Here is a 13325-nt window from a genome sequence, read left to right as displayed (position 1 = left end):
GGCTGGAATGTCATGTTGTACTAATTATTTATCGCCTCTAAATTCTTTTTCCAATTCATCCATAAAAATGAAGTCGGTTGCTTCCTCTATTGTAGAAACAAACGTTACCGATTGAAATATGTTTGATAATTCTATAATATCTGCAAGCTCATCATTAATACCCGTAACAATGAATAAACCACCAGCAGATTTGCATAATCTATCTCCTACCAACAGGCAACTCAGATCTTGCGCATCATTACATTCCTTTACGTTGCTCAGGTCAACAATGATATTTTTGAACCCCTCGGCATTGAGCAGGTAAAGCTCGGATTTTAGTCCTGGTGCATTTTCGTTTGTAAAACGAGTTTCCTCTAATTCCAAGGTAACATATTTCTCGTGTTTATCTACAGAAAATTTCATCTCGTCAAATCTTTTTATACTAATGTAAATAAATTCCTTACTTTAAAGCAAAGGGAGTACTTTTAAAACGTTTTCTTCTATTCTGCTCGAAATTGCATCGGCATCTGCCCTGACAAATTTTTCGCCAACAATATTCTCATATAGTTCAATATATCGTTCAGAAATGGATGTTACTACATCTGGCGTCATTTCTGGAATGCCTTGTCCGTCTTTTCCCTGAAAACCATTTTCAATTAACCATTTACGAACAAACTCTTTAGAAAGCTGTTTTTGTGGTTCGTCATTTTGCTGGCGTTGTTCATAACCTGAGGCATAAAAATAACGCGATGAATCTGGAGTATGAATTTCATCAATCAGGTAAATCACACCATCTGCTTTGCCGAATTCATACTTAGTATCCACCAAAATTAAACCGCTTTTCGCAGCAATTTCAGTTCCGCGTTGGTAAAGTGCGCGTGTATAATTTTCCAGTTGTTCGTAATCGGTAATAGAAACAATTCCTTTTGCCAGAATGTCCTCACGGGAAATATCTTCATCGTGCCCTACCGAAGCCTTCGTAGTTGGCGTAATAATTGGCTCAGGCAGTTTATCATTTTCTTTTAATCCATCGGGCAATGATACACCGCAAACCGATCTCTTACCAGCACTATATTCGCGCCAAGCGTGCCCGGCTAAATAACCACGAATAACCATTTCAACTTTAAAAGGTTCGCAAATGCGGCCAATGGTAACCATTGGATCTGGAACAGCCAAAACCCAATTTGGAACAATATCTTGTGTTGCTGCTAAAAATTTGGCTGCAATCTGATTTAAAACCTGACCTTTAAAAGGAATGGCTTCTGGCAAAACAACATCAAAGGCAGAAATACGATCAGATACCACCATGACCATAAACTGATCGGCAATGGTATACACATCTCTAACTTTGCCTTTATAAAAATTACTCTGATTAGGAAAATTGAACTGGGTTTCTTTTAGTGCTTTCATGAGGCCATAAAAATAGGAAAAAGTTGGGAAGACACGAAGCTTAATAAGCGCTTTAGTTTTCGTTTTTTGATCGTAATGGATATAAGCACAAAGAACGCGGAGATAGCACAGAGATACACAAAGTGTATATCCAAGTTGGCGGCATTGCGCGGAAGAACGAGAAAACATTCTTTCTAACTGGAGTTCCGGTCAAAAAAACACTTTAGCCGTATAAAACGGCTCTGATGGTATCATTACGAAGAAGAACCACAGCCGGCCCCGATCTTTCGAGGAAGCAATCTTTACAGTTAGAATTTCTACTTTCCTACGTAAAAGATTGCTTCATCCTTTTGCTCTACGCCCCAGCCTTTCAGGTTTGCATTGACAACCTAGAACATGATCGAATGACTGATGAACAAATTATATGGATGGTTTCCGACTTTCTGATATTGAATTATTGAATATCTCCGTAGGCCTTCAAGATATCTTTTACCAGTTTATGGCGTACAACGTCTTCTCCGCTTAGGTAAATAATATCGATACCTTTTATGCCGTCTAAAATCCGCAATCCATTATGAAGGCCAGACATTTGTTTTTTCGGCAAATCTACCTGGGTCACATCACCGGTTACAATAAACTTAGCAGTTGGTCCCATACGCGTTAAAAACATTTTGAGCTGCATATCTGTAGCATTTTGCGCTTCATCCAAAATTACGAAACAATTGTCTAGTGTTCTACCACGCATAAAAGCCAGTGGCGCAATTTCTATTGTTCTGTTTTCGATATAAAATTTTAATTTCTCTGGTGGAATCATATCGTCTAAAGCATCATAAAGCGGACGCAAATACGGATCGATTTTCTCTTTTAAATCGCCAGGTAGAAAACCCAGATTTTCACCTGCCTCTACAGCTGGGCGGGTTAATATAATGCGTTTTATTTCCTTATTTTTTAGTGCGCGGACTGCTAAAGCAACGGCGGTATACGTTTTACCGGTTCCTGCAGGGCCAATCGCAAACAGAACATCATTTTTTGCAATGCTGTTTACCATTTTACGCTGATTGGCTGTACGGGCTTTTACCAATAAACCATTTGTACCAAAAACAATCACTTCGCCGCCACCCTTTCCGTCAGGTGTTTCTTTTTTTGCAAGTCCATCGGCTTTCGCCCCTAAAATAGATTCAACATCATTATTATTTAATGAGCTATACTTTTCCAGATGGGCAATCAGTTGGTTGAATTTTTCTTCGAAAGACTTAAGTTCCTGTTCATCACCGAGTACCTTCACTTCACTGCCTCTTGCAACAATTTTTAGTTTGGCAAAAGCAGCCTTAATCATCTCGTAATTCTCATTATTCGGACCCCAAAATTGGGCTGGATTTACGGTTTCAAGAGTTAGTTTTAATTCGTTCAATCTGTATATTTTTTAAGTTTTCGGGCGTATATTAATTAAAATTTGAATATTTGCAGACGCTTTAGCATCTACACAAGAATAAGCATAAATAATTAAACTTTAATGGGTATTATTACATTAACAACAGATTTAGGTTCAAAAGATTTTTACCAAGCCGCGCTTAAAGGAAGCTTGCTAACTCTTATGCCTAACGTTAATTTAGTAGACATTACGCATGAAGTACCGTCGTTTAATATTTCTTATGCAGCCTTCGTTCTAAAGAACGCATATCCCTATTTCCCGAAGAATACGGTACATCTGATCGGGATTGATTCTGTATACAGTGAGAACACTTCTTACCTGGCTGCAAAATATAAAGACCACTATTTTGTTGGCGCAGATAATGGCATTTTTTCTTTGCTTTTTGATGAAGCTCCGGACGATGTTGTTGAACTGAATATTATGCAGGATTTAAAATACCTGCACTTTCCATTGGTAGATATTTTTGTAAAAGCCGCTACGCACCTGGCAAAAGGCGGAAAGTTAAAAGATATCGGCTTACCGGTAGCAGAGATTGAGCATAAGATGCTTCTACACCCTGTTATAGAGCGAGATATGATTAGGGGAAGTGTGATTTATATTGATACTTTCTGCAATGTAATTACCAATATTACGAAAGATTTATTTACGCGTATTCAGAAAAACAGAGACTTTACTTTGTATTTCAGAAAAAGTGAAACCATTTCTCAACTCAGCTGGCATTACAATGAAGTTCCTGAAGGTGAAAAACTTTGTCTCTTTGGGATTAGCAATCACCTGGAAATCGCCATCAACAAAGGTAAAGCCAGCGGACTTTTAGGTTTACACCTTGGCGATATTGTCCGGGTCGAATTTAACCCACCTTTACAGTAAGGTTTTCTGCCTTAAAATTCAATTCCAAACAACTTCTATCCTATTGGTGTTTAAAGCGCATGAAGAAATATGTTTGCTTACTTTTAGGATTATTTGCAACAACCGCAGTTTTTGCCCAACAAGATACCGTCGCGTATTCCGCACAACGGGTTAAAGTAAATGGTTTACTCACAGACCGAAGTAAAAAATTTGGTCAATATGACGAAAGTTTGAATCAGCGCACGGGAATATTTGGTTGGCAAACCAAAAAAGACATTAAACGATCCAACGAAATTCTACGCGATGTTGTGCTTACGGACAACAATATTTTTAAAGAATTAAAGGTATTGATGGAATATAAAGATTTGCAAAACCAACAAAAACTTGAGGTCGCTGATCACTCGCAGGAGCGATTGGACAACTATATGCTCAGCATTAAAAAATTACAGGATCAAAATGCGGAACTGAAACAGGAGCTTAAAAATAACAGCAAAAGTGGTGGTACCATGAGCTATATCTTCATTATTTTATTGCTTATTCTGGTGGGTATAATTTATTTCATGTATAAAAAATTACAACAAACAAAAAGCCAGCGATTAAGCCAAAACCTATAAATCATGAAAAAAGCGCTATTTAAAACACTGGTTAAAATCAATAATATTATTTTACCAAGTTTGCATAAAAAAAATCCCAATACATTATCTAATGTACAAAAAGCTATTTTGGGTTACCGATATTGGGCTTTAACAAATTCTTTAGAATAAAAAAGGCCAACCTTTTTAAAGGTTGGCCACGATCTATTTAGGAAAATCTTTCCTGATGTTTATTTATTAAAGTGGTCGATTATTAAGTTCGCCAGTTCTGTACCAATACGTTCTTGAGCTTCATTTGTAGAAGCACCAATATGCGGTGTTAATGAAATTTTTGGATGTGTAAGTAAATCTGCCAACGGCGTAGGTTCGTTATCAAAAACGTCTAAACCGGCAAAAGCAACCTGACCAGAGTTTAATGCTTCAATTAATGCAGGCTCGTCAATTGTACCACCTCTTGAGCAATTTACAACAAATACGCCTTTCTTCATTTTAGCAAATTCTTCAGCACCCAAAATCGGTTTATCCGCAAATGGAGTATGCAAAGAAATGAAATCACTCCCGGCAATTACTTCATCAAAAGAAACCGTTTTAACTGGAATATTTACTTTAACGCCACCTTGAAAATCAAGTGTAATTTCTGTTTCTAACGGATAAAGATCATAAGCCAAAACGTTCATTCCTAAACCCAAAGCGACTTTTGCCGTTGCCCGTCCAATACGACCGAAACCAACAATACCAATTGTTTTCCCACTTAATTCAACGCCTTTAGCATAAGCTTTCTTTAAGTTATTGAATTGTGTTGCACCTTCTACCGGCATTTTGCGGTTTGCATCTTGTAAAAACCGAACACCAGTAAATAAATGAGAGAAAACCAACTCTGCAACCGAAAGTGACGATGCAGCAGGTGTATTTACTACATTAATTCCTTTGCTACGTGCATATTCAACATCGATGTTATCCATTCCAACACCGCCTCTGCCAATTAATTTAATATTTGGCACAGCATCAATTAATTCTTTTCTAAGTTTAGTTGCACTACGAACCGTAATGGCGTCATAGTTTTTTAATGCTTCAGCAAGTTTATCCTGAGGAACAGTTTCTGTATCTACAATAAAACCTGCTTTTTCTAATAAGTCTTTTCCGATCGGATCAATCCCATCGTTCGCTAATATTTTAATCATTTTTGGTTTATGATTGCACAATTGCGGTATTGATTTCTACGGCAATTGGATGTATAAATTTAATTTGCTTTTGCTTGTTTTTCTTCAAATAATTGCATCGCATCTACCAATGCATGCACACTGGTAATAGGCAATGCATTGTACATGGATGCTCTAAATCCACCAACACTTCTGTGGCCTTTAATACCAATAATACCCATATCTTCAGCAAATTTCAAGAATGGTTTTTCAAGTTCTGCATTTTCCATAACGAAACAAATATTCATTCTGGACCGGTCTTCGACCTTGCAAGTTCCTTTAAACAAAGGATTGCGATCAATCTCTCTGTAAAGTGTCTCAGCTTTTGCTTTATTTTCTGCTTCAATCTGAGCAACGCCACCTTTAGATTTTAGCCAGCGAAGATTCAATAATGATACGTAAACCGAAAATACCGGTGGTGTATTGTACATAGATCCATTATCAATATGAGATTGATAATTTAACATGGAAGGAATTTTACGGTCAATTTTACCTAAAACTTCATCTTTAACAATCACAATTGTTAAACCTGCCGGACCTATATTTTTCTGAGCACCTGCATAAATCAAATCAAATTGCGATACATCAATTACACGGCTCATAATATCAGAAGACATATCGCAAACAAGTGGTACATTGGTTTGCGGCGCGTCAAACAGTTCAGTGCCATAAATGGTATTGTTTGAAGTATAATGGAAGTAAGCACTGTCTGAAGGGATTTCGTAATCTTTAGGAATGAATGTATAATTCGCTTCTTTAGAAGATGCTACAACATTCACGTTTCCAACAAATTTTGCTTCTTTCAAAGCTTTAGTTGCCCAAACACCAGAATCCAGATAACTCGCTGTCTGTCCGTCGCCCAAAAGATTCATTGGAACCATTGCAAACTGTAAACTTGCTCCTCCCTGTAAAAATAAAACCGAATAACCCGATGGCACGTTCAAAAGTTCTTTTACCAACTTCTCTGCTTCAGCAACTACCGCCTCAAACTCTGTAGTTCTATGCGAAATCTCTAGAATCGATAATCCATCGTTAAAATCTAAAACAGCCTGTGCGGCTTGTTTAAACACTTCTTGAGGTAAAATACAAGGGCCTGCGCCAAAATTATGTTTCATTTTATTATATAATGTTTTATGCGGGTAAATGTAAAGGTTTTAAGCCGTTTTCAGACCATAAAATCGTATCATATAAAATTAAAATTTGTTAAAAAAATGGCCAAAATCGATTTTTTTTTGAGGTTTTCATAATGAATTTGCATCAAAATGATGATTAAACGTTTTAGTAAGTTTAGTGGTAAAAATCCCTCTTGGTTTCTTACTTCTATCTTTTAAGTTTAAGGATCAATTTCAGGTTAAACTGGCGCCCGGTCAAATAGTTTGGAACGGCATACTGCACATTTTGAACATCTGTAAGCCACAAATAGGAAACGGTATTCTGGATATTGAGCATATTAAAAACTTCTATAAACAGAATTACTGAACTAAAATTTTTGTCCAGAAATTTTGGTTTGTGAACGGCAGCATCGTCAAGAAAATCTTTAGAAAAACCTATATCAACACGTTTATAAGCAGGTATGTAATAGCGATCCTGATACCTGGGTGCTTGCGCCGGCCCAATGGGCAACCTAGATCCATAAACCGCATTTAAGTGAACCTTATAGGTTGGGTTATTCATTAATTTATCTTGAAAGAAAACCGAAAAATTCACTCTTTGATCTGTTGGGCGTTTTAAAAATCCTGGATAAAATGTTTCGCCGTTTTTCACATAACTGTCGTTTGCTATATCTTCATTTGCATGCATTACAGACAACCTGAAATAAGATACCATGTCTTTTACAAATTCGCCGCCAACACTAAAATCTGCGCCATATGCGTAACCTTTGGAAACTTCATTTGCCAAATATTTAATACGTAAATTGTCTATTTTATACGGGATTAACCGGTCCGAATATTTAAAGTAGGCTTCTGAAGTAAATTTCAGGCGTGTTCCAAGTGCATCAAAAGCATAATCGTAACCTAAAGATGTATTGTAAGAACTTTGCGCTTTCTGACTTAAATTTAACGTTCCCGTGAAATCTCGAATGGTGCGGTAAGATGGCGGTTGCTTATAAACGCCCGCGGTAAAGCGCAAAATTTTGTTATTGGAATTTGGACGAAAAGCCAGCAAAACCCGCGGACTGACCAATACTTGCCTACTTAAAGAATTGTAACTGATTCTGCTGCCCAATTGTAGTTCTAAATCATCTGATAATGTGTAACTGTCTTGAATGTAGGCACTGTAGTTTCTAATGTCAATATTGTTTTCTGCGCGTACTACATCCTGCAATTCTACCGGCTGCCCGTTCGTTGGCAAAACACCAGTTATAGAATCTACATAATTGTATTCATTCAGCACGTCTGCATACCTGGAGATGTCATATTTTAATCCCCACGAGAAAACATGGTTATCCAGATTTTGATCTACTTTAATTTCTGAAGTAAATATCTGCGTGTTTAAACTGTTTTGCCCGAAATTATTGTACACACCAATTCCCTTTATCTGGCTCCCGAAAATTGGGTTTCCGTTGGTATTGATACCTGTAATCTCATTAAAAGTATAACTTCCTACAATGTCGAATCTTTCCCGTTCTACGGTATTAAAGTAACTGTTTATCCATTTAATAACGGTATTTGAACTGGGTTTATATACAGCGGTGACTGCACCGCCTGCCGATCTGTAATCATCTACTTCTTCGCCTGCATAATCTACATTTAAACGCAAAGTTGTATTTAGTGTTCCAAATTTTGTTTCCCGGCTTTCCGGGATAAGTTTAAACTGACCGAAATTTACAATGCCTAAAAAGCTGAGGCTAAATTTCGAGGAAAAATCATAACCATATAAAACCTGTGCATCTGCAAAATTGGGGTTGTAACTTCCTTTTTGATCTTGCGTGGTCAAAACGCTCGTATTATTTTTATAGCGCAAACCGGCCAAAAGAAAACTTTTATTAAAATTTCTACGTGTCGAAATTGAAGTATTCAAAAAACTGGTTGTAAGGATGGTTTCGTTGCTATCCGGTGTTTCATATTTAATATCCAATACTGATGACAGTTTGTCGCCATATCTCGCTTCAAAACCTCCGGCAGAAAATCGGGCCTTGCTTACTAAATCTGCGTTGATAAAGCTGAGTCCTTCTTGTTGTCCGCTGCGCACTAAAATTGGCCTATTAATTTCTACATCGTTAATGTAGATCAGGTTTTCATCAAAGTTCCCTCCTCTCACACTATATTGTGCACTTAATTCATTATTGGTAGAAACGCCGGGCAAGGTTTTAATCATGGTTTCGAAATTCCCAGAAACCAGCGGCATTGCTGTCATATCGCCGATATTAAGCACCATGGCATTACTAAGCTGATTTTGCTTATTGGTGATATTTACCTGTTCCAACTGGTTTATATTCTCTTTTAGGAAAACAGGTTGATCTATACGTGCACCAGAACGTTCGTTAAATTTTATGGTTTGTGATTTGTACCCTAAAAAGACATATTTAACGCTAAAATTACGACTCTTTGAATAAATAGTATAGACACCACAATCATCTGTTACAGTAGATTGCGATTGTCCGATAACCAACACGCTCACTTGGCCCAACGGAACATTTTGATCATCGTAAACTACCCCCGAAACTTTAACTAAAGGTTGCGCCATTGCTGCACTGCAACCTAAAATCAATAAGAACAGAAACAGTTTAAATTTGAGCATAATTTTAATAGGCGCGAACAAAGATCACTGCAGCAATGCTGAGCGAATAAGAAAGCTAAATGTAATGCGTTTTTGTGGTTGCACTTTTCATTGCCGCAATTGTGGCTGAAGGATTTTCTCCAGAAAAAATTGCGCTTCCGGCAACAAATGCCTGTGCCCCTGCAGCCGCCAAATCACTAATGTTTCCTAAACTAACGCCACCGTCAACTTCTACAATTAAACTATCATTTACACCTTGTTTTAGAATACTTAAATCATTGAGTTTTTTATAGGTGTTGTTTATAAAACTTTGACCTCCAAAACCAGGATTAACAGACATAATCAAAACAAGGTTTAAATCTTCAATAATATCTTCCAGCAAACGAACTGGTGTATGTGGGTTTAAGGCAACACCAGCTTTACAACCGAATGATTTAATCAACTGCACAGTTCTATGCAAATGTGTACACGCTTCATAATGTACGGTAATGCGGTCGGCACCGGCCCTTGCAAATTCTTCAATATACTTATCTGGTTCTACAATCATAAGGTGCACATCCAGCGGCTTTAAAGCATGCTTTTTTACCGCAGCCATAATGGGAAAACCGAAAGAAATATTGGGCACAAAAACACCGTCCATAACATCTACGTGAAACCAATCTGCTTCGCTGCTATTGATCATTTCAATATCGCGTTGCAGGTTACCAAAATCGGCTGATAAAATTGAGGGAGCAATTATATATTTCATTGTATAAAGATATGTAAATTGAAATGAACAAAAAAGCCCTTCAACTTACATTAAAGGGCTTTTTATACGATAATATTATGGAAATAGATTATCCTCTATCTTTTATGCTTACAAAAGCACGGTCGGTTTCGCCAACGTAAATTTGACGCGGACGGCCAATTGGCTCTTTGTTTTCTTTCATTTCTTTCCATTGAGCAATCCATCCTGGCAGGCGGCCCAAAGCAAAAAGTACGGTAAACATTTCTGAAGGGAAACCTAATGCCCTGTAGATAATGCCTGAATAAAAATCTACATTTGGATACAACTTCCGTTCTACGAAATATGGATCTGTAAGCGCAGCTTCTTCTAGCTTTTTAGCAATTTCCAATACCGGATCGTTAATTCCTAAACTTTCTAAAATATCATCACATGCTTTCTTAATGATCTTTGCACGCGGATCAAAGTTTTTATACACACGGTGCCCAAAACCCATCATTCTGAAAGGATCGTTTTTATCTTTTGCTTTGTTGATCCATTTTTCTGTATCGCCACCGTCTTCTTTAATCAATTCCAACATTTCGATAACAGCCTGGTTGGCACCACCATGAAGCGGCCCCCAAAGCGCTGCAATACCAGCAGAAATAGATGCGTACAAATTGCAATCTGATGAACCTACAATACGAACTGTAGATGCAGAACAATTTTGCTCATGATCTGCATGCAGAATCAACAATTTGTTCATTGCGCTAACCACAACCGGGTTTACATCGTAATCTTCTGTACGCTGACCAAAAGTCATCCAAAGGAAATTGGTTACGTAGTCGTATTTATTTTTTGGATAAATAAGTGGATGACCTAATGATTTTTTATAAATGAATGAAACAATTGTCGGCAATTTCGCCAGCAATTTGATAATCGTAAGATTCTGTTCCTCTGCAGTTTGATTTGGTTTCAAACATTCTGGATAGAAAGTGGATAATGAAAAAATCAACGAACCCAATTGTCCCATCGGATGCGATTTTGACGGATATCCATCAAAAAACTTTTTCATGTCTTCGTGGATCAGCGTGTGTTTGCTGATTTCCCCCTGGAAACTGTCCAATTGCGCCTGAGTGGGTAGCTCTCCGTAAATAACCAAATAAGCAACTTCCAAAAAGCTTGATTTCTCAGCGAGTTCTTCGATGGAGTAACCTCTATATTTTAAAATACCTTTTTCGCCGTCTAAAAAAGTGATTTTACTTTTTGTAGACCCAGTATTTTTAAAACCAGTATCTAAAGTTACAAAACCTGAACTATCTCTTAATTTCGAAATATCAATCGCTTTTTCATCTTCTGTTCCTGTAATTACTGGCAATTCTATAGTCTTACCATCAACTTTAATCTCTGCAATATCTGACATATTATTGTGTTGTGTTTATAGCTTTCTAAATTATATAAAATTAATATCGGTGCATAATAAATGCGTTAAATTAATATAAATAAACGGTCAAAATGACGTAACAATAATATTCTATTTAACGCAGAGGTATTTATTTTGCAGCAAATTTTTCTACCACACTTCCGCACTCCAGCATCTCGTCTCCATAATATGGGTTTTTAATGTCTGCAGTAACAGAAATCCAATCTCCACCATCTCCTTTATTGGCCATTGGACAATGCTGTACAAAAAGAGTTGTGCCTTTATTAAGGTCAGCATGTTTAAACAAGCTAATCAAATCTGCACTAACAGTTGTAAATTCTTTTCTTTGCACCGCAAGCGTAGGTGCATTTGCAATCTTTGAAGCAAATGTTGCCGTAAGTTCGCATCCCTTGTAATCATTAAGGCTTGTAGCCAGTTTAGCAGAAAAGTTTTTTGCTAAGGTACTGTCTCCCTTTACCAAAGCATTTTTTAATATTAAATACTGTGAAAGAATGTTTCCTTGAACAGAATCTTTAACCAAAGCTGCAGAAGAAGTTGTATCTACCGCAGCTACAGCAGTGGTACTATCAATTGATGTGTTTTTTTTTTCAGACTGGCTGCATGCCATTAGTGAAGTTACAAGAAGAATACCGATTACGCGCTTCATAATGATTTGGTTTTGGGGTCAAAATAGCATTTTAATATTAAATCCACAAAAAAAGCCTCGCAATTTGCGAGGCTTGTAATATAAATGATGATTTAATTATAATTTGAAATTATAACCGATGCGTAGATTAAACTGCCCAGTTTTCATAAAGTAAAGGTCTGAAGAACTGTTATTCACATAACCTTCGTATTTAACACCAACATCCAATCCGTTTCTCCATTCGTAACCCAAACCACCGCCATAAATAAAATTCATATTTGCGCCGTCTTTAACCGCTAAACCTGTTCCAACATTGCCGCTTAAATACATTCTCTCAATAGCGAATACTTTAACGCCACCTACTAAAGGAATGAACTCAAATTTTAACGGACTATTTTTCCATTTTAAACGGGTATAACCTCCAGAAGCAGTTAACGCAACAAATGGGGTTAAATCGTATTGTAATTTAATATCTGCGCCATAACCGTAATCCATTTCTGAACGATCCGGGAAAACACCCGCATTTACGCCAACACCAATTTTAAAGGCCATTCCACTTGTTGTGGTTGTGCTCATCATATTGGTGGTTTCTGTGGTTTGTGCTTTTAGATTGGTAGAAGCAAAAATTGCAAGTGCAGTAGTTGCCGTTGCAAAGAGTTTTGTAATTGTTTTCATAGTCAATAATTAAGTTTAATTTTTAAAGGTTTAAGGTATATACGACCAATTGGCTAAAACAGATTTTATATATTTCATTTTTTTCAAAATTTTATGAAATAAAAAAAGCCCCTGGCAAAAACCAGGGGCTTCAATAAGCGAGTTGCTAACTTTTACAAAGAAAAGCCATAGGCCAAACGAAGTCCGAAATAACCGGTGCTTCCACCGTCTCTTGATAAACCTTCATATTTAACACCTAAATCAAGTCCATTGCTCCAGGCGTAACCTAAAGCTGGAGAATACACAAACGAAGTTCCTGCACCTGTACTTGTTCCGAAGCCAGCACCTAACTCTGCTAAACCGTAAACACCAGAACCTGTGCTGTTAAAGAAATATTTCGCACCAACTTTTACCGGGATATAGCCATAATTTGGAATATCTACACCGGTATTGCCAATTTCTTTACCATTTAAGTGGGTATAACCAGCGGTAACCGGAATAGATAGTTGTTTATCAACATCAAATTGATAACGGATATCTGCACCCAAGGCAACATTATATGCATCACTGGTAGGAATACCGCCAATAATTCCTATACCTAATTTTTGAGAAGATTGAGCATTTGCATTTGTTGTGAAGAATAATGCTACAGCAGCTGCTGATGTAGCAAGAATTTTAGTAATTGTTTTCATATTGAGATATTGTTTAATGGGTTAAACTAATATGCCTCAACAATTA

14 protein-coding genes are annotated in these 13325 nt (G+C 37.1%); 3 read left to right on the top strand and 11 right to left on the bottom strand.

Features of this window, described 5'->3' with window-relative positions; all coding sequences use genetic code 11:
• Positions 1-24 precede the first annotated feature (24 nt).
• The 3 genes from ACJVDH_RS08710 to ACJVDH_RS08700 all read right to left on the bottom strand — a co-directional run bounded on the left by ACJVDH_RS08710 (position 25) and on the right by ACJVDH_RS08700 (position 2779).
• Entirely contained in the window at positions 25-402 is a 378-nt protein-coding gene (locus ACJVDH_RS08710; RefSeq protein ID WP_443947176.1) for an STAS domain-containing protein, read from the bottom strand.
• A gap of 42 nt (positions 403-444) precedes the next feature.
• Entirely contained in the window at positions 445-1389 is a 945-nt protein-coding gene (locus tag ACJVDH_RS08705; RefSeq protein ID WP_443947175.1) for a phosphoribosylaminoimidazolesuccinocarboxamide synthase, read from the bottom strand.
• Positions 1390-1822: 433 nt separating this feature from the next.
• Complete coding sequence (locus tag ACJVDH_RS08700) at positions 1823-2779, bottom strand: PhoH family protein (protein ID WP_443947174.1); 957 nt, start codon at positions 2777-2779, stop codon at positions 1823-1825.
• A 102-nt stretch (positions 2780-2881) separates the two neighbouring features.
• Here ACJVDH_RS08700 and ACJVDH_RS08695 point away from each other — a divergent pair, with 102 nt between their 5' ends.
• From ACJVDH_RS08695 to ACJVDH_RS08685, 3 genes are read left to right on the top strand one after another with little or no spacing between them, the layout of a single operon-like run.
• Positions 2882-3670, top strand: coding sequence for an SAM hydrolase/SAM-dependent halogenase family protein (locus tag ACJVDH_RS08695; RefSeq protein ID WP_443947173.1), 789 nt, complete (start codon positions 2882-2884; stop codon positions 3668-3670).
• 59 nt (positions 3671-3729) lie between these two features.
• Positions 3730-4263, top strand: a complete 534-nt coding sequence (locus tag ACJVDH_RS08690) for a hypothetical protein (RefSeq protein WP_443947172.1) — start codon at positions 3730-3732, stop codon at positions 4261-4263.
• A 3-nt stretch (positions 4264-4266) separates the two neighbouring features.
• Positions 4267-4413, top strand: a complete 147-nt coding sequence (locus ACJVDH_RS08685) for a hypothetical protein (protein WP_443947171.1) — start codon at positions 4267-4269, stop codon at positions 4411-4413.
• 59 nt (positions 4414-4472) lie between these two features.
• Here the strand turns inward: ACJVDH_RS08685 and ACJVDH_RS08680 are convergent, their stop codons facing one another.
• The 8 genes from ACJVDH_RS08680 to ACJVDH_RS08645 form a co-directional block, all read right to left on the bottom strand.
• Positions 4473-5423: a D-2-hydroxyacid dehydrogenase gene (locus tag ACJVDH_RS08680; protein ID WP_443947170.1), complete on the bottom strand. Its 951-nt coding sequence runs from the start codon at positions 5421-5423 to the stop codon at positions 4473-4475.
• A gap of 59 nt (positions 5424-5482) precedes the next feature.
• Positions 5483-6556: a 3-phosphoserine/phosphohydroxythreonine transaminase gene (gene serC / locus ACJVDH_RS08675; protein WP_443947169.1), complete on the bottom strand. Its 1074-nt coding sequence runs from the start codon at positions 6554-6556 to the stop codon at positions 5483-5485.
• 205 nt (positions 6557-6761) lie between these two features.
• Positions 6762-9182: a TonB-dependent receptor gene (locus ACJVDH_RS08670; protein ID WP_443947168.1), complete on the bottom strand. Its 2421-nt coding sequence runs from the start codon at positions 9180-9182 to the stop codon at positions 6762-6764.
• A 55-nt stretch (positions 9183-9237) separates the two neighbouring features.
• On the bottom strand, positions 9238-9909 hold the full coding sequence (gene rpe, locus ACJVDH_RS08665) for a ribulose-phosphate 3-epimerase (RefSeq protein WP_443947167.1): 672 nt from the start codon (positions 9907-9909) through the stop codon (positions 9238-9240).
• A gap of 88 nt (positions 9910-9997) precedes the next feature.
• Positions 9998-11287, bottom strand: coding sequence for a citrate synthase (locus ACJVDH_RS08660; protein WP_443947166.1), 1290 nt, complete (start codon positions 11285-11287; stop codon positions 9998-10000).
• A gap of 130 nt (positions 11288-11417) precedes the next feature.
• The gene (locus tag ACJVDH_RS08655; RefSeq protein WP_443947165.1) at positions 11418-11954 is read right to left on the bottom strand and encodes a DUF3347 domain-containing protein; all 537 of its coding nucleotides are present in this window, start codon (positions 11952-11954) and stop codon (positions 11418-11420) included.
• Positions 11955-12050: 96 nt separating this feature from the next.
• Positions 12051-12608 (bottom strand): hypothetical protein, encoded by a 558-nt coding sequence (locus tag ACJVDH_RS08650; RefSeq protein WP_443947164.1) that lies wholly within the window; start codon positions 12606-12608, stop codon positions 12051-12053.
• Positions 12609-12760: 152 nt separating this feature from the next.
• Positions 12761-13279, bottom strand: coding sequence for a hypothetical protein (locus ACJVDH_RS08645; RefSeq protein ID WP_443947163.1), 519 nt, complete (start codon positions 13277-13279; stop codon positions 12761-12763).
• Between the last annotated feature and the right edge of the window lie 46 nt (positions 13280-13325).

Source organism: Pedobacter terrestris (genome assembly GCF_052343045.1).
Classification (GTDB): Bacteria; Bacteroidota; Bacteroidia; order Sphingobacteriales; family Sphingobacteriaceae; genus Pedobacter.
The sequence above is the reverse complement of the archived record's forward strand: the minus strand, read 5'-3'. Positions and strand labels throughout refer to the sequence as shown.